The 16,137-nt window shown below is 54.7% G+C and carries 15 protein-coding genes; 5 read left to right on the forward strand and 10 right to left on the reverse strand.

Going from position 1 to position 16,137, the window contains the following annotated elements; translation table 11 throughout:
- Positions 1 to 26: 26 nt before the first annotated feature.
- Both cmoA and cmoB read left to right on the forward strand, forming a co-directional pair.
- Positions 27 to 770 (forward strand): carboxy-S-adenosyl-L-methionine synthase CmoA, encoded by a 744-nt coding sequence (gene cmoA / locus ACSIPU_RS04965; RefSeq protein WP_024274405.1) that lies wholly within the window; start codon positions 27 to 29, stop codon positions 768 to 770.
- The gene (cmoB, locus tag ACSIPU_RS04970; protein WP_016808312.1) at positions 767 to 1,789 is read left to right on the forward strand and encodes a tRNA 5-methoxyuridine(34)/uridine 5-oxyacetic acid(34) synthase CmoB; all 1,023 of its coding nucleotides are present in this window, start codon (positions 767 to 769) and stop codon (positions 1,787 to 1,789) included. The genes cmoA and cmoB overlap by 4 nt, the downstream gene beginning before the upstream one ends.
- A 298-nt stretch (positions 1,790 to 2,087) precedes the next feature.
- Here the strand turns inward: cmoB and cutC are convergent, their stop codons facing one another.
- Both cutC and ACSIPU_RS04980 read right to left on the reverse strand, forming a co-directional pair.
- Positions 2,088 to 2,831: a copper homeostasis protein CutC gene (gene cutC, locus ACSIPU_RS04975; protein ID WP_004103408.1), complete on the reverse strand. Its 744-nt coding sequence runs from the start codon at positions 2,829 to 2,831 to the stop codon at positions 2,088 to 2,090.
- 76 nt (positions 2,832 to 2,907) lie between these two features.
- Entirely contained in the window at positions 2,908 to 3,477 is a 570-nt protein-coding gene (locus ACSIPU_RS04980) for a VOC family protein (RefSeq protein ID WP_023321230.1), read from the reverse strand.
- 229 nt (positions 3,478 to 3,706) lie between these two features.
- On the opposite strand from ACSIPU_RS04980, the gene argS reads away from it, so the two are divergent.
- Positions 3,707 to 5,440 carry an arginine--tRNA ligase gene (argS, locus tag ACSIPU_RS04985; protein WP_024274406.1) on the forward strand — a complete coding sequence of 578 codons (1,734 nt, stop codon included), beginning with the start codon at positions 3,707 to 3,709 and terminating at the stop codon, positions 5,438 to 5,440.
- Between the two features lie 76 nt (positions 5,441 to 5,516).
- On the opposite strand, the gene ACSIPU_RS04990 is transcribed toward argS, so the two are convergent.
- Both ACSIPU_RS04990 and ACSIPU_RS04995 read right to left on the reverse strand, forming a co-directional pair.
- A complete protein-coding gene (locus ACSIPU_RS04990; RefSeq protein ID WP_016808314.1) occupies positions 5,517 to 6,656 on the reverse strand; it encodes a beta-galactosidase BglB in 1,140 nt (379 codons plus the stop codon).
- A gap of 4 nt (positions 6,657 to 6,660) precedes the next feature.
- Positions 6,661 to 8,244 (reverse strand): MFS transporter, encoded by a 1,584-nt coding sequence (locus ACSIPU_RS04995; RefSeq protein WP_004103413.1) that lies wholly within the window; start codon positions 8,242 to 8,244, stop codon positions 6,661 to 6,663.
- A 76-nt stretch (positions 8,245 to 8,320) separates the two neighbouring features.
- Here ACSIPU_RS04995 and ACSIPU_RS05000 point away from each other — a divergent pair, with 76 nt between their 5' ends.
- Both ACSIPU_RS05000 and uspC read left to right on the forward strand, forming a co-directional pair.
- On the forward strand, positions 8,321 to 8,506 hold the full coding sequence (locus ACSIPU_RS05000) for a hypothetical protein (RefSeq protein WP_156529725.1): 186 nt from the start codon (positions 8,321 to 8,323) through the stop codon (positions 8,504 to 8,506).
- A gap of 103 nt (positions 8,507 to 8,609) precedes the next feature.
- The gene (gene uspC / locus ACSIPU_RS05005) at positions 8,610 to 9,038 is read left to right on the forward strand and encodes a universal stress protein UspC (protein ID WP_004103417.1); all 429 of its coding nucleotides are present in this window, start codon (positions 8,610 to 8,612) and stop codon (positions 9,036 to 9,038) included.
- Between the two features lie 28 nt (positions 9,039 to 9,066).
- Here uspC and otsA read toward each other — a convergent pair whose 3' ends face one another.
- The 6 genes from otsA to ACSIPU_RS05035 form a co-directional block, all read right to left on the reverse strand.
- Entirely contained in the window at positions 9,067 to 10,491 is a 1,425-nt protein-coding gene (gene otsA, locus ACSIPU_RS05010) for an alpha,alpha-trehalose-phosphate synthase (protein ID WP_004103421.1), read from the reverse strand.
- Positions 10,466 to 11,269: a trehalose-phosphatase gene (gene otsB, locus ACSIPU_RS05015; protein ID WP_016808315.1), complete on the reverse strand. Its 804-nt coding sequence runs from the start codon at positions 11,267 to 11,269 to the stop codon at positions 10,466 to 10,468. Before otsB ends, otsA begins: the two co-directional genes overlap by 26 nt.
- A gap of 158 nt (positions 11,270 to 11,427) precedes the next feature.
- Positions 11,428 to 12,408, reverse strand: coding sequence for an L-arabinose ABC transporter permease AraH (gene araH / locus ACSIPU_RS05020; RefSeq protein WP_004103425.1), 981 nt, complete (start codon positions 12,406 to 12,408; stop codon positions 11,428 to 11,430).
- A gap of 14 nt (positions 12,409 to 12,422) precedes the next feature.
- Positions 12,423 to 13,937, reverse strand: a complete 1,515-nt coding sequence (gene araG, locus ACSIPU_RS05025) for an L-arabinose ABC transporter ATP-binding protein AraG (RefSeq protein WP_004103427.1) — start codon at positions 13,935 to 13,937, stop codon at positions 12,423 to 12,425.
- A 61-nt stretch (positions 13,938 to 13,998) separates the two neighbouring features.
- Positions 13,999 to 14,979, reverse strand: a complete 981-nt coding sequence (locus tag ACSIPU_RS05030) for an arabinose ABC transporter substrate-binding protein (protein WP_004113815.1) — start codon at positions 14,977 to 14,979, stop codon at positions 13,999 to 14,001.
- A 288-nt stretch (positions 14,980 to 15,267) separates the two neighbouring features.
- Positions 15,268 to 15,825: a DJ-1/PfpI family protein gene (locus ACSIPU_RS05035; RefSeq protein WP_024274407.1), complete on the reverse strand. Its 558-nt coding sequence runs from the start codon at positions 15,823 to 15,825 to the stop codon at positions 15,268 to 15,270.
- Positions 15,826 to 16,137: the final 312 nt, after the last annotated feature.

The following is a 16,137-nucleotide window of genomic DNA, read 5'->3' on the forward strand; positions in this document are numbered from 1 at the left end:
GTTTTCGATTTTTCGGGTTTAACGTTATGTCTCACCGCGATACGCTTTTTTCCGCGCCGATTGCCAGTCTCGGCGACTGGACCTTTGATGAACGGGTTGCTGAAGTCTTCCCGGATATGATCCAGCGCTCTGTTCCCGGCTATTCCAACATTATTTCAATGATCGGCATGCTGGCGGAACGTTTCGTTCAGCCGGATACCCAGGTTTACGATCTCGGCTGCTCGCTTGGCGCAGCCACGCTGTCCGTGCGCCGCAACATTGCCCATGCCGGCTGTAAAATTATCGCCGTTGATAACTCACCGGCGATGGTCGAACGCTGCCGTCGCCATATTGACGCCTATAAAGCGCCGACGCCGGTCGAAGTTATTGAAGGCGATATCCGTCAAGTCACTATCGAAAATGCTTCGATGGTGGTGCTGAATTTCACCATTCAGTTTCTCGAGCCGGGCGAACGCCAGGCCATTCTTGATAAGGTTTATCAGGGGCTGAATCCGGGCGGTGCGTTGGTGCTGTCGGAAAAATTCAGCTTCGAGGATGACAACGTCGGCGAACTTCTGTTCAACATGCATCACGACTTCAAGCGCGCCAACGGCTACAGCGAGCTGGAAATCAGCCAGAAGCGCAGCATGCTGGAAAACGTCATGCTCACCGATTCCGTGGAAACCCACAAAGCCCGCCTGCGCAAGGCCGGTTTCGAACATGCCGAATTGTGGTTCCAGTGCTTTAACTTCGGATCGTTAATCGCCGTAAAATCCGGGGAACCGGCATGATTGATTTCAGCAACTTTTATCAATTGATTGCCAAAAGCCCGCTGTCACACTGGCTGGAGACGCTACCCGCTCAGGTCGCGGCCTGGCAACGTGAAGCGCTGCACGGCAAATACCGGGAGTGGGAACGGGCCGTCGAGTTTCTGCCCGAGTTTGCGCCCTACCGCCTCGACCTGCTGCATAGCGTCACCGCCGAGAGCGAAACGCCGCTCGGTGAAGGCCAGCGCCTGCGCCTTGAAAACCTGCTGAAGAATCTGATGCCCTGGCGTAAAGGGCCCTTCTCCCTTTACGGCGTGAATATCGATACCGAATGGCGTTCCGACTGGAAGTGGGAGCGCGTACTGCCGCACCTTTCCGACCTGACCGGACGGACTATTCTTGATGTCGGCTGCGGCAGCGGATATCACATGTGGCGGATGATTGGCGCCGGCGCTCATCTGGCGGTAGGCATCGATCCCACCCAACTGTTCCTTTGCCAGTTTGAAGCCGTACGTAAACTGCTGGGCAACGACCAGCGGGCGCATCTGCTGCCGCTGGGAATTGAACAGCTTCCGGCGCTGAACGCCTTTGATACCGTTTTTTCGATGGGCGTGCTGTACCATCGTCGTTCCCCGCTCGATCACCTTTGGCAGCTAAAAGATCAGCTGGTTCCCGGCGGCGAGCTGGTGCTGGAGACGCTGGTCGTTGAAGGCGACGAAAATACCGTGCTGGTGCCGGGCGATCGCTATGCGCAGATGCGCAACGTCTACTTTATTCCCTCTGCCGCCGCGCTGAAGCAGTGGCTGGAGAAGTGCGGATTTGTCGATGTACGCATCGTCGATGCGTGCGTGACCTCGACCGAAGAGCAGCGCCGCACCGAGTGGATGACCACCGAGTCGCTGGCCGACTTCCTCGATCCAGAGGACAGTAGCAAAACCCGCGAAGGCTATCCCGCCCCGCTGCGCGCGGTGATTATTGCCACCAAACCGGAAACGGAACAGTCTCTGGCAGCGAAAAAACGTGCCGACAAGCGGGCCGGTTGACGCGTTTTTAGCATAAAAAAAGGCCCCTGTTTAATGGGCAGGGGCCTGGTACGGGCAATCATCATATTGGGCGACATGATGTGCAGCAAAAAACGGTTTATCCCCGTCATACTTCAAGTTGCATGTGCGCTGGCTTTGTTACTCGGCTCATCCATGAGCCTCGCCCTTACGGGCCGCCGGGATACGGCGTTCAAATCTGTTCCAGACAGATTTGTCGCTCACCCCAGTCACTTACTTGAGTAAGCTCCTGGGGTTTCCCTGCGTCGCCGCCTTCTCGCAACTCGAATTATTTAGGGTTTTAATCTCTCTGTGCGGAAATAATCTTCTTCATTTCCGCTACCGCTTCGCCATTGACGGCGTAGCGTAAGTATTCATCAGCATCGGCATCCGTAGACATCGACAACCCGGGATTACGAAAGCGCATCGGGGACGGTAGCCACTGGCCTGCCGAGCTGTGGACCTCTTTTACCCCAGCCTGCAAAAACAGCGGCAGGTTGGCGGCACGCACTCCTGCGCCGGCCATAATAATAGGAGTGTCGCTTTGGGAAATAAGTTCCCTGATTAATGAAATTCCTTTTTCGGCTGATGGCTGCTGGCCCGAAGTCAGGATCCGCTGAACGCCGAGATCAGCCAGCTCAACGCTGGCCTGGCGCGGGTTGGCGCACATATCAAAGGCACGGTGAAAGGTGACGGCCATCATTCCCGCCGCCGCCATTATTTTTTTCATTCGCGCCCTATCTACCTGACCGTCGGCGTCCAGGATGCCGATCACCATGCCGGGAAAGCCGAGATCTCTCACCGCAGCCACATCATCAAGCATTGCGGCAAATTCGCCAGCGGTATAGCAAAAGTCACCGCCGCGCGGACGAATAATTGGATGAACGGGGATGGTCACCGACTCACGCACCGTTTTAAGGACGCCCGAGGAAGGCGTCAGCCCTCCCTCCTGCGGCGCGGCGCATAGCTCGATGCGGTCGGCGCCGCAGCGCTGGGCTTCCAGCGCGCACTCCATGCTGTAACAACAGACTTCCAGTAAGGTCATTCTTCTCTCCGTCGATATGGCAGACACGACAGAATGTCACGATTTCTTCCGACAGACGCCGCGTAGCTTCACACTGTTATCGTTCTGATTGTTCGCTGGCGACAATTTGCTCAATCGACCACGGGTGAAATTTGATCGTCACTTTGCCATCGGTAACCGCCAGAGTTGGATTCGGCAAGCGCTCATGCTCTCCTTTTGGCGCGCTGGTCTTTACAAAAATGCCCGGTTGGCTCAATCCATCATCGGAAAGCAGCGCCAGGGCGCGGGTATTGAGCGTTTCGGGCTCGCCAGGCAGAACGATTTCAATATGCTCCCAGCCTTCATGCGGATAGCGCTTTTCGCCCGGCCACGGCAGTTCAACAATGCTAAAACGCCAGTGCGCCACGACCACCGGCTCATCCAGCCTGAACAGGCAGATGGGGCGGCCGTTAATGACATTTTCCGACAGCAGCGTGCCGCATTGCTCAAAGCCGCGACGCCAGCGCTCCGCCGTGGCGTTCTGGTGACAGCGCAGGGAAATATGGTCGGCATCAAGTGGCGTAATATCGAGACCAAGCCGATGAGCAAGCGCGTTTAGCGCCTCGGTAAAGCGCGGCAGGTCCGCGGAAATATCGTTTAATTCATTAATCTGCTGCCAGTTCGCCATCGTAAGCCTCGGTACGCACTAAAAAGCGCTAATCTATCGCGTTTTCCGCAGCCGACCAACCGGCAATCGTCGGCGACGTCCGGCGAACGGCTATTCGTTGAGCGCGAGGCTAAGCAACCTCCGTGCGGTGCTGACGCGTGGGTGCAAATGCAGTATACTCCTGCCCTAATTTGTCCACATTCCCGCGCCGCCCCATCAGGGTGACGGCGTGTTAACGTAAGGTGTTTCGGTGAATATTCAGGCTCTTCTCTCAGAAAAAGTCAGTCAGGCCCTGATCGCAGCAGGCGCGTCTGCCGATTGCGAACCTCAGGTCCGCCAGTCAGCAAAAGTCCAGTTCGGCGACTATCAGGCCAACGGCGTGATGGCCGTTGCCAAAAAACTGGGCATGGCGCCGCGACAACTTGCAGAGCAGGTACTGTCTCATCTCGATCTGAGCGGGATTGCCAATAAGGTAGAGATCGCCGGCCCTGGCTTTATTAATATTTTCCTCGATCCGGCCTTCCTCGCGGAAAATGTCAGCAGCGCGCTGAAATCGGAACGTCTGGGCGTGGCTCAGCCGCCGGCACAAACCGTGGTGGTCGATTACTCTGCGCCGAACGTGGCGAAAGAGATGCACGTAGGCCACCTGCGCTCCACCATCATTGGCGATGCCGCGGTGCGTACGCTGGAGTTTCTCGGGCATAAAGTGATCCGCGCTAACCACGTGGGCGACTGGGGTACCCAGTTCGGCATGCTTATCGCGTACCTGGAAAAACAGCAGCAGGAGAACGCCGGTGAAATGGCGCTGGCCGACCTCGAAGGTTTCTATCGTGAAGCGAAAAAACACTACGATGAAGATGAAGCCTTCGCCGAGCGCGCGCGCAGCTACGTCGTTAAGCTGCAGGGCGGCGACGAATATTTCCGCGAAATGTGGCGCAAGCTGGTCGACATCACCATGTCGCAAAACCAGTTAACCTATAACCGCCTGAACGTCACCCTGACCCGCGATGATGTTATGGGCGAAAGCCTTTATAACCCGATGCTGCCGGGTATCGTGGCCGACCTGAAGGCCAAAGGGCTGGCGGTAGAAAGCGAAGGCGCGACGGTGGTATTCCTTGATGAGTACAAAAACAAGGAAGGTGAACCGATGGGCGTCATCATCCAGAAGAAGGATGGCGGCTACCTTTACACCACTACCGATATCGCCTGCGCAAAATACCGCTACGAGAATCTGCATGCGGATCGCGTGCTTTACTACATCGACTCTCGCCAGCATCAGCACCTGATGCAGGCGTGGACTATCGTACGTAAAGCCGGCTACGTGCCGGAGTCCGTACCGCTGGAGCACCACATGTTCGGCATGATGCTCGGCAAGGACGGCAAACCGTTCAAAACCCGCGCCGGCGGTACCGTGAAGCTCGCCGACCTGCTGGACGAAGCGCTGGAACGCGCCCGCCGTCTGGTGGCGGAGAAAAACCCGGATATGCCCGCCGATGAACTGGAAAAACTGGCGAACGCGGTCGGGATTGGCGCGGTTAAGTATGCCGACTTGTCAAAAAACCGCACCACTGACTATATCTTCGACTGGGATAACATGCTGGCCTTTGAGGGCAATACCGCGCCTTATATGCAGTATGCCTATACCCGCGTGCTCTCCGTGTTCCGCAAAGCGGATATTGATGAAAGCGCGCTGGTGGCGGCGCCGGTGGTCATCATCGAAGACCGCGAAGCCCAGCTGGCGGCCCGTCTGCTGCAGTTTGAAGAAACCCTTACGGTCGTTGCCCGTGAAGGCACGCCGCACGTTATGTGTTCTTACCTGTACGATCTGGCGGGTCTGTTCTCCGGTTTCTACGAGCACTGCCCGATCCTGAGCGCTGAAAGCGAAGAGACGCGCAACAGCCGCCTGAAACTGGCTCTGCTGACGGCGAAAACGCTGAAGCTGGGTCTTGATACCCTGGGTATCGAAACCGTAGAACGGATGTAATGTGTCGAAAGAACCCGGCTTAACGCCGGGTTTGCCGGGCGGCGGCTGACGCCACACCCGGCTGTTCTCACCTGATTCAAAAATACTTCCGCAGATACTCCGTCAGACACAGGATCGCCATCGCCTGGCCATACGGCATCGACGTCAGCGGGATGTCGCGATAAAAATCGAGATCCGACCCCATCCCGGTACCGAAGGACGTTTGCAGCAGTTCCCCTTGCGCAGAGATATTCGCCACAATGCCGCGAATCGCTTTTTCCGCAACCTCCGTATACGCCTGACTCACGTAGCGCTTGCGCACCGCCTTGAGGATCCCATACGCAAAACCGGCGGTCGCCGACGCTTCCAGATAGGAGTCAGGGTCATCAAGTAGCGTATGCCACAGGCCGCTATCGTCCTGACAGCGGGCCAGCGCAGCAATCTGCGTATCCAACACCTGCACCAGGTAACGTCGCACCGCGCTGTTTTCGGGTAAATCCACCAGCTCCAGGAAATCCGGGATCACGATCGTCAGCCAGCTATTGCCGCGCGCCCAGCGGGCGCGAGCGAAATTATGTCGCCCCTCGTAGTTCCAGCCGTGAAACCACAGACCGGACTCGCGGTCCATCAGATTCTGCACGTGCAGCAGAAACTGATACACCGCCTCCTCTACGTATTCGGGGCGATTAAGCAGCTTACCAATTTTCGCCAGCGGCAGAACGGTCATCATCAGCGTGTCGTCCCACATTTGCTGATGATTTTCTTCCGCCAGCGTGATGTGCTGCATGCCGCCAGACTCCGTGCGCGGCATCTCGTTCATCGCCCACTCGGCCCAGCTATCGAGCCAGGGCAGATACGCGGCGTTGCCCGTCTCTTCATAGCGATAAGCGAGGGTGAGAAACGGCGCCATGGTGTTGACGTTTTTGGTGGTCGCCCCCTCGGCAAAGCGATCGGCAAACCAGCTATCGATAATATCGCGCATTGCGGTATCGCCGGTCTGCTGGTAATACTGCCAGATGCCGTACAGGCCGACGCCGTGAGTCCACTCCCAGCCGTTCCACCCTTTCGTATCAATGATGCGCCCGTCGTCCAGCCGCAGTAAAAATTGCCCGCTTTCATCTTTAATGTTGACCAGATTTTGCGTGACCTTCTGAATCAGCGCCTGCAGTTCATTGCGGGCGATAAAGCGCTCAGGCTGGCGCAGTAGTGGGCTATGTTTGACAGGCCAAACTTTCATATCCTTAACCTCTGTTATATGTCGAATTCATGGCAGAACGCTGCTTCAGCGATGGCGCGGCGGGTTTATTACGATTCAGATAACCAATATTGTTGTTTCCCCACAGGGAGTCGTACGGCATCCCGGCCAGCATCTCGACTACTTCACGATCCTGGGCGCTGGCCAGTTCCGGCTGAGCGCGTCCGGATTCACGCATTTTGAGCGTTTCCGCACGCAGGACGCTGTGGGTTTGCAGATTGAGCTTAAAGCGCAGGGAAACGAGGAAGCCGCAGGCCAGCACCAGCAAAGTGCCGACGCTGAGGATCAGCAGAATGGTATGGCTCACTTCATAAGGCTGCGTTTTCTGCCCGGAGACAAAGCCGGACATCTGCATGATGATCCCTACCAGCATCACCGCCCCGGCCTGGGAAGCCTTACGCGTCAGAGTCATAATCCCGGCAAAGATGCCTTCGCGACGCTGGCCGGTGATCACTTCGTCCACGTCGGCAATATACGTATAGGTGTTCCACGGAACATAGTTGATGCCGCCGCGGCCCAGACCCGCCACTGCGGAAATCAGCAGCAGCAGCGAATAAACATCGCTGAGGCCAGCGTAGTACAGCACCGCGTAAGAGAGCGAACTCAGCCCGAACAGCACTACCACCATGCGGTACGATGGCGCCGGACCGAAGCGAATACACAGCGGGATCATCGCAATAACCGCAATAAACTGGAAGATCGCCATGGTCCCCAGCAGGTTGGAGGCCATTGAGGCTTCCTGCATCAGGACAAACACCACATAGTAAGTAAAGACCGCATTGAAGACATCCTGGGCGATATAGCCCCCCAGATACATCCCCAAATGCTGACGGAAAATTTTAATGCGCAGGGTCGAACTTAATTCAATAAACAGGCGATTAAGACTCTGAGACAAGCTCAGGTTCTGTTTCTCCTCTTCGGCGCGCAGCGCAGCCTCGGTCCACTCTTCACGCGGGCGCTCCCAGGTAAAGAACCAGACAAAAGTTAACATCATTGCGCACAGCACCGAGAACACCAGGCTGGCGTAGAAGAAAGAGACGGCGTTGTCTTTGCCGAAGATGGTCAGCAGAATGCCCGGCAGGAAAGAAGCCAGGATCGCCGACATCTGCGCCATAGAAATACGCGCGCCGGAGAATTTGGTTTTCTGTTTAAAATCGTCGGTCATTTCCGGCACCAGCGTTTCATACGGCACCAGAATCATGGTATAGACGATGTCAAACAGCAGATAGGTCAGCAGGTAGTACCAGAACCCCATATCCCCTACCCACATAATGGAGTAGCTAAACACGCAAGGGATGCCGAGCAGGATAAAAAACTTACGCCTGCCAAAACGTTTTCCCAGCCAGGTCGAGCCAAAGTTATCCGTCAGAAAGCCCATCAGCGGGCTGATTACCGCATCCAGAACTCTGGCAGTGGCAAAAATGAGCGTCGCCTCGATAGGCGAAAGTCCGCAAAAGGTGGTGTAGAAGTAGAGCAGCCAGGCTGCCGTGAGTGCAGTTGTTCCCGCACCAAGAAAATCGCCCGATCCATAGGCAAGGTAGTTAACCAAACCGATTTTACGTGTTTTCATCGCCGTAAATCCTGTGTCTTTTTTTTGAGAACTCCGAACCGCTTTTTGGCTCATTCCGCCAAAAGGGGGTTGATACATGGCTACAGTAAGAACATGGGAACGGCGTTACCTTTTCATTTTTGCCAGCCAAAAGCGTTCAATGGCAAAAACACAAAGAGTCGATGAACACGCTTCACTGATTTATAAAACAGCGTTTCTTTTAATACAAAAGATCGGACCAAAAACTGAGATATGGCCACCGAAACGGCGCGTCGTGGAATGAAATTTGGGCGATGTATTTCGCTGCGGATAAACCTTGCGAATGCTAAGGAATGGGAGTAAAGACAATAAGAAAAGGGTTGTTTCGCGTATATCAAGGAGGCTTGATGCCCTACTCACATCTGCTGGTCGCCGTGGCGCCAACCCCGGAAAGCCGGGTCCTCATTCAAAAAGCCGTCTCCATCGCACGTCCGGTCAATGCAAAAGTCAGCCTGATTACGCTGGCGACGGATCCGGAGCTGTATAATCAGTTTGCGGCGCCCATGATGGAAAACTTACGCGAAGTGATGCAGGAGGAGACGCGCGGATTTCTGGCCGAGCTGGCCCGCCACGCCGACTATCCTATAGAGAAAATGACCATCGCCAGCGGCGGAATTGCTCACCACGTGCAGGATTTTTGCCGACAGCATCGCGTTGACCTGGTGATTTGCGGTAACCACAACCAGAGTCTGTTTTCTCGCGCCACCTGTTCGGCAAAAGATATTGTTGGCAGTAGCGGCGTCGATGTGCTGCTGGTTTGTCTGGAAAAAGGCTAGCGCCGGGGAGGCGCTAACCGTCTTGGCCTCAGGCGAGTTTAGGGAAAGTGGCGACCTTGCGCTCTAAGTGGCTCTCCTCGCTCCCTGGCTCAATCTCCTTTAGATCGGCAATAAACCGCTCCTGCCAGCGATGAATATCGTTTTCCTTAATCACCGCCAGCATGGCCGAATGGCGGGCAATACGCTCGGCCAGAGGCATGGTTAATGCCTTATCCAGCGCCGCAGCGACCTCATCGCGATCGTAAGGATTAACGATTAAGGCCGTCGGGAGCTCGTTGGCCGCGCCGGCAAACTGCGACAGCACCAGCACGCCCGGATTTTGCGGGTCCTGCGCGGCAACATACTCTTTCGCCACCAGGTTCATACCATCGCGCAGCGGGGTAACCAGACCAACGTCGGAGTAGCGGAAGATTTTCATCAGCAGCTTGCGTTCAAAGTGCTGGTTAAGGTAGTAAAGCGGCGTCCAGCCCAGCTGGCCATACTGGCCATTGATACGGCCGGCTGCGTTTTCCAGCTGATGACGAATATCCTGATAGGCCTGAACGTCCCCGCGTGAAGTCGGCGCAATCTGGGTATAGCGAATCTTGCCGTGATGCTGCGGATAGTTCTCCAGCAGGGCTTCATAAGCAAGAAAACGCTCCGGCAGCCCTTTCGAATAGTCCAGCCGTTCAACGGAAAAGATATTTTGGACGCTTTTGAGCTCGCTCTTCAGCTGCGCCAGCTTCGGCGGCAGCGGCCCTTTAGCACTGCGCGCAATCTCTTCCGGATCGATACCGATCGGATAGACTTCGGTCTGGAAAGGTTTTCCCCAGGCCACATGCTTTTTGCCGTCGCGCGTCGTCAGGCGGGTTTGCATCGATACGCAATCCAGAAACGCCAGTCGGTCGCTTTCGGTCTGGAAACCCAATAAATCGTAATCGCAAAGCTGTTCAAGCAGTTCCGCATGCGGCGGTAACGCATTAAACACTTCCGGCGTCGGGAACGGAATATGCAAAAAGAAGCCGATACGATTATTGACGCCGCGCTGGCGCAGTTCGCTGGCCAACGGCAGCAGGTGGTAATCGTGGATCCAGACGATATCGTCAGGTTCAATCAGCGGCAGCAGTTTATCCGCCAGGGTCGCATTAACGCGCTGATAGCCCTCCCAGGCTTCACGCTGAAAATCAACCAGGTCAAGACGATAGTGGAATGCGGGCCATAAAACGGCATTGGAAAAGCGGTTGTAATATTCGTCGTGATCCTGCTCGCTAAGATTGAAAGAGGCCCAGGTGATATTGCCCTGAGTCACTTTTTTTAACGGCTGTTGGTCGTCACCGATTTCCCCACTCCAGCCGAACCACAAACCTCCGGCTGCTTTTAATGCCCCCATAATCCCCACGGCAAGGCCACCGGCGCTGGCCTTTTTGTCATCCGGCGGGGCAATACGATTAGATACTACGACTAAGCGACTCATAGCCATCTCTCCTGTCGGTTAGCGCATCTGGTTGTTGCCCATGATTCGCGATGTTACTAATCCAAAGATGGACGGCGGGCACGTCAGGCAAACGCCAACGCGCTTGCGTTTCGCCGCCGCCCACTTTGACCGATACGCCATTCAATTGATTCACGACGCTAAAACCAGCTTCATCGGTTAAGTCATCACCAACAAACACCGGCTTGCGTCCTTTGAATGGAGCTTCCTGCATAAAAGCGGCTATCGCTTCACCTTTATTCACTCCACGCGGTTTGATCTCCACCACGCACTTACCCGGCTGCAGGGCCAGAATGGGATGGCGCTGGACGATAGATTGCGCCAGCGCCAGCACCGCTTGCTGCTGCTCCGGCGCCTGTCGATAGTGCAAAGCAAAAGCCATCCCCTTACTTTCCAGTTCGCATCCCGGCAAAGCATCCAGTTCCGTCGTCAACTGCGCAGAGAGCGCCTTCAGAAGTGAATCCGGTAAAGAGACAATATGCGTTTTACCATTGATGTCACGGCGTTCAGCCCCGTGGACACCGGCAAGCGGTAGCCGGTAAGGACGGGTAAGCTCATCCAGCTCAACCATTGAGCGCCCTGAAATCAATGCCACCGCGCCGTTTTGCTGCTGCACAAGCTGGCGCAGCGACTGCAGAACATCGGCTGGAATGACCACCTGATCGGGATGGGGTTTGATACCGGCAAGGGTACCATCGAGGTCAAAGAAAAAAGCGTAGTTTCCGGTTAACGCAGGCGGTACATAAATCTGGTCAGCCACCCTGTTTCCTCCTTATCATGGCCAGCAACATGCTGGGTGTTAAATTATTGTAGCCATGTAAGTATAGACAGTGTGACCAGCATCGCCATTTTTGATAGTCATCGCCAGCGCAACGGGCGCTGGCGAGGGTTTAGGATTAAACTGAAAAGTTGGACGAATTAAACCGCACGCTTCGCTTTCTGTTTATAGCGGTCGAAGATCACCGCAGCCAGCAAAATCACGCCGCGCACAACGTACTGCGAGAACGGGGAAATGTTCAGCAGGTTCATCGCATTCTCCACCGTTCCCAGAATCAGGATCCCGGCTACCACGTAGGAGATCTTGCCGATCCCGCCCTTCAGCGATACGCCCCCGAGCACGCAGGCCGAAATGACAATCAGCTCATAGCCAATGGACGTCATCGGCTGACCACTGGTCATACGGGATGCCAGGATAATGCCCGCCGCCGCGGAAACCAGCCCTGAAAGGACGAAAATAATAATTTTTGTCCGCACAACCGGGACGCCGGCCAGACGAGCCGCTTCTTCATTACCCCCTATCGCCAGCGTGTTTCGGCCAAAGGTGGTTTTATTCAGCAGCAGACCGAATACAATCAGGCAGGCAACGGTTAACCAGATAGGCGCAGGCAGACCAAACCAGTTGGCGTAGCCGAGGGTAAAAAAGCGCTCATCTTCAATCCCTACCGCTTTACCGTCGGAGATGATATAGGCAAGACCGCGGACGATCTGCATCGTGGCGAGGGTGGTAATCAGAGCATTAATCTTTAAGCGGGCAATGACAAAACCGTTGACCAGGCCGCTCACTGCGCCAAGCAGCAGACCGGCGCCGATGCCAACCCACATGCTTTCAGTCAGATTAATCACCACCGCCGTGGTCACGCCAGCGCAGGCGATAACCGAGGCGACCGACAGATCGAAATCGCCGGACGCCAGGCAAAACAGCATCCCACAGGCGACCATTCCGGACATAGAAATAGCCAACCCCAGACCTTTCATATTAATAAACGAGGCAAAATTGGGCACAAAAATTACGCAGCCAATAAACAGCACCGCGAAAACAACCAGCATGCCGAACTGATCCCAGATACGGGAGAAACTAAAAGCCGACCGGGAAGTACCTGAAGTGGTAACTGATGACATCATAGACTCCTTACTCAGGCGACTGCCTGGCTCACTTTTGGCATGGCAAGGCTCAATGCCTGCTGTTCATTGGCATGTTCATGCAGCAGCTCTCCGGCAATCTCACCCTCGCGCATCACCACGATGCGATCGGCTACGCCGAGAACTTCCGGTAAATCGCTGGAGGCAAAGACCACCGCGACGCCCGATGCCGCTAATGCGTAAATAACGTTATAGATCTCATGCTTAGCGCCAACATCAATGCCGCGCGTGGGCTCGTCAAGCAGGATGACTTTCATTTCCTCCGACAGCCAGCGGCCGAGAATCGCCTTTTGCTGATTGCCACCGGAGAGATTCATAATCAGCTGCTCTGCGCCGGGCGTTTTGATATTCAACGATTTAATATGCTGGTCGGCGTTCTGCGCTTCCCAGGCATTATTGATGACGCAGCCCGCGAGAATGTGCTTGCGGCGGGCGCTGATATTGATGTTGTCGCGAACCGAGTGAACCGGAATAATCCCCTCTGCTTTGCGGTCTTCCGGGCAGAGCATCATCCCGGCCTGAATCGCCTGAGCCGGCTTGCGGATATCAATGGCCTCGCCGTCGATATAAACCTGACCGGCGGTTATTCTGCTGCCGCCGAACAGGCCTTTCATCAGTTCGCTGCGTCCGGCGCCAACCAGCCCAAACAGGCCGACGATTTCTCCGCTACGCACCGAAAGGCTAACGGGTTGCCGTACGCCAGGCGCCTTCACCCGATCGAGGCGCAAACGCTCTTTGCCATATTCACGGGGCTGCCAGCCGTAGATATCGCCCAGCTCGCGACCGACCATCGCCTGTACCAGAGCGTCGTGGTTAACCTCTTGCATATTGTCAAAGGTGCGCACGTAGCGACCATCTTTGAAGACCGTGATGGCGTCACTTAACGCAAAGATCTCTTCCATCCGGTGGGAAACGTAAATGATCACCCGCCCTTCCTGGCGCAGTTCGCGGATGACCCGAAACAGATTGTCGATTTCCCTGGCCGACAGTGAGCTGGTGGGCTCGTCAAAAGCGATGATTTTGGCGTTCCGCGCCAGCGCCTTGGCGATCTCCACCATCTGCCACTGGCCAATCGACAAATACTTCAACGGCGTTTCCGGGTCGATATCCAGCCCCAGATGCTGCAGCTGCAGGCCAGCTTCATAATTCAGCAGCGACCGATTCACAATCCCGCCCTTGTGCGGCAATTGGCCGAGGTAGATATTTTCCGCCACGGTCATTTCCGGGATCAGATGCAGCTCCTGATAGATAATCGCCACCCCGGCATTCAGCGCCTCGGTGGTGTGGGTAAAGGTCATCTGCTGGCCTTGGATCTGTAGGCTGCCGGCAGTGGGTACGTAGTTGCCGCTGAGGATTTTGAGCAACGTGGATTTCCCGGCGCCGTTTTCTCCCATCAGGGCGTGGACCTGTCCGGCATAGCAGTCAAAGCTAATATCGGACAGCGCTTTAACGCCCGGGAATGTCATGGTGATGCCGTGGAATGAGAGATAAGGGGTAGACTGTTGCATAACGACTCCGCTTTTCTGTACAGGGCCTCTCGCGCAAGGCAAGAGGCCCGCTCAACCGGCCTTACAGCCCTTTTTTAGCCAGCTCTTCTTTAAAATTGTCGCGGGTAATCAGCACCACGTCGGTCACCGCGGTGAATTTTGGCGGTTCGACATCTTTTGTCACCCAGTTATAAAGCATCTCGCTGGTTTTATAGCCGTGAATATCCGGGCTTGGCAGCAGAGAGCCGTAGAAACCGGTGGCCTGCGCTTTAGAGAGTTCGTTCACAGCATCAACACCGTTAATACCGATACCGATAACGTCAGGCGCTTTAAAGCCCTGGCCTTCGGTGGCGCGTACGCCGCCCAGAACGGTATTGTCGTTCATGCCGACGATCAGCCAGTGTTTGACGTTAGGATGCTGAACCAGCATAGAGTTGCCGGCATCAAAGGCGCCGGGAATGTCGTTAGATTTCGTTGGCACACGGTAGATTTGTTGCTCCGGGAAACCGGCTGATTTCAGGGCGTCCATCGATCCGGTAGTGCGACGACGGGCGGTGTCCAGCTCGTCGGAAGTGATGGCCATGACGGCGGTATCCTTCACGTCCCAGCCGCGTTTTTGCATCTCTTTATAGAGCTCCTGCCCCTGACGTGCGCCGATCTCACTGGCCGCCATCATCACCAGCGGTACGCTCTCCATCGGTTTGCCTTTGGCGTTAACGAACTGGTCATCGACGGTAATGACTTTCATATCATAGCCGCGCGCTTTGGCGACTATAGCCGCCCCGAGTTTGGGATCGGGCGTACAGATAACAAAGCCTTTGGCTCCGCTAGCCGCCAGGCTATCAATGGCGTTGAGGGTTTTCTCACCGTCGGGGACGGCAATTTTGATGACGTCGAAACCTAAATCTTTACCGGCCTTATCGGCAAATTTCCACTCTGTTTGAAACCATGGCTCTTCAGGCTGTTTGACCAGAAAACCCAGCTTAAGCGTCTCGGCCATAGCTGATTGTGACATAACTGCGGCGAGACCGATCGCCGCCAGCGCTTTAGTAAATTTGTGCATGGTAAACTCCAGCTTTAATTCGCTTTTATGTAGGGAAAATTAAGAGTTAATTTTTTTATCGGACGCAAAACAAGGCATTAGGAAAGTCTCAATCAAGACCGCCGTTGTTAAAATAGTATTAACCGGAAATTATTTCTCCATACGAGAGCGCAATCACATCGCGGAATTACAGTAATTGCGTACATAAAAACAGCGAAAAAAGACATAAAAAAAGCGCTAATTGTCAGACAATTAGCGCAGGCTGTAGCAATATTCTCTATATCATCAGCAGAGTTATCCTTGTCGATATTACCAGCGGCAATAAATATGCTCCGCATGATTGCGTACCGGCACCTCATCCCCCAATAAACGAGCGGCAACGGTAAAAGAAAAATCAAAAACATGGCCTAACCCTTTACCGCTGATCAAATTACCGTCTTCCACTACGGGTTGATCAACATACTCCCCGTCCGTCACGTTCTGCCATAACTCCCCCGAACAGACGTAGCGTCGCCCCCTGAGCAGCCCATTGCCGCCGAGAACCCTTGCGGCTGCCGAACAGATCGGACAGATCAGCATTCCTGCTTTATCGTGGGCCGTAATAAACGCTACGACGTCCTGGCTGGCGGCGAGGTTGACGCTTCCCTGCGGACCGCCGGGCAGAACCACCGCGTCGTACAGCATCCCTGCGCGTTCGGCTAAAGTGCTATCCGCAACCATTGGGATATCGTGGTAGCTCACCACCGCGCGCGATTCGGCGCAGGAGAGAAGCTCCACATCCAGATGCAGACGGCGGAGGATATCAACCACCACAATCGCCTCTCCCTCTTCAAAACCCGACGCCAGTAGCACCGCAACTTTTTTCATTTCAGTCTCCTTTCGTTAGCGTGGTAGTCATAAGCCTTTTACAAAAAAACATCTTTTTTTAAATTATCATCATCTTTTCAGTTACCCAGGCGAAAAGATGAACCAGTGCAGCCTTCGCTTTGATGACTCACGATATCACAAAAAGGAATTTTGAATCATTATTTTTAAAACGCAATTTCAATAAAAAATATTAGAGATACTACCTTTTAATCAGGAAGCCAATAAAAGAGGTGTTAAATCATAAAGTTAATATAAATAACAATGTACTACAGTAAGCGATTACTATTACATTTCCAGCCTGTATAAAGTTAA

This window comes from Klebsiella sp. HN106 (assembly GCF_051209435.1).
GTDB lineage: Bacteria > Pseudomonadota > Gammaproteobacteria > Enterobacterales > Enterobacteriaceae > Klebsiella > Klebsiella oxytoca.

Coding starts and splice junctions, on each gene's coding strand:
- otsA (WP_004103421.1), bottom strand. CDS start 10,491: ATGAGTCGCTTAGTCGTAGTATCTAATCGTATTGCCCCGCCGGATGAC.
- ACSIPU_RS04980 (WP_023321230.1), bottom strand. CDS start 3,477: ATGGCGAACTGGCAGCAGATTAATGAATTAAACGATATTTCCGCGGAC.
- ACSIPU_RS05030 (WP_004113815.1), bottom strand. CDS start 14,979: ATGCACAAATTTACTAAAGCGCTGGCGGCGATCGGTCTCGCCGCAGTT.
- araH (WP_004103425.1), bottom strand. CDS start 12,408: ATGTCATCAGTTACCACTTCAGGTACTTCCCGGTCGGCTTTTAGTTTC.
- ACSIPU_RS05000 (WP_156529725.1), top strand. CDS start 8,321: ATGGCTACAGTAAGAACATGGGAACGGCGTTACCTTTTCATTTTTGCC.
- cmoB (WP_016808312.1), top strand. CDS start 767: ATGATTGATTTCAGCAACTTTTATCAATTGATTGCCAAAAGCCCGCTG.
- ACSIPU_RS04995 (WP_004103413.1), bottom strand. CDS start 8,244: ATGAAAACACGTAAAATCGGTTTGGTTAACTACCTTGCCTATGGATCG.
- uspC (WP_004103417.1), top strand. CDS start 8,610: ATGCCCTACTCACATCTGCTGGTCGCCGTGGCGCCAACCCCGGAAAGC.
- cutC (WP_004103408.1), bottom strand. CDS start 2,831: ATGACCTTACTGGAAGTCTGTTGTTACAGCATGGAGTGCGCGCTGGAA.
- ACSIPU_RS04990 (WP_016808314.1), bottom strand. CDS start 6,656: ATGAAAGTTTGGCCTGTCAAACATAGCCCACTACTGCGCCAGCCTGAG.
- araG (WP_004103427.1), bottom strand. CDS start 13,937: ATGCAACAGTCTACCCCTTATCTCTCATTCCACGGCATCACCATGACA.
- cmoA (WP_024274405.1), top strand. CDS start 27: ATGTCTCACCGCGATACGCTTTTTTCCGCGCCGATTGCCAGTCTCGGC.
- ACSIPU_RS05035 (WP_024274407.1), bottom strand. CDS start 15,825: ATGAAAAAAGTTGCGGTGCTACTGGCGTCGGGTTTTGAAGAGGGAGAG.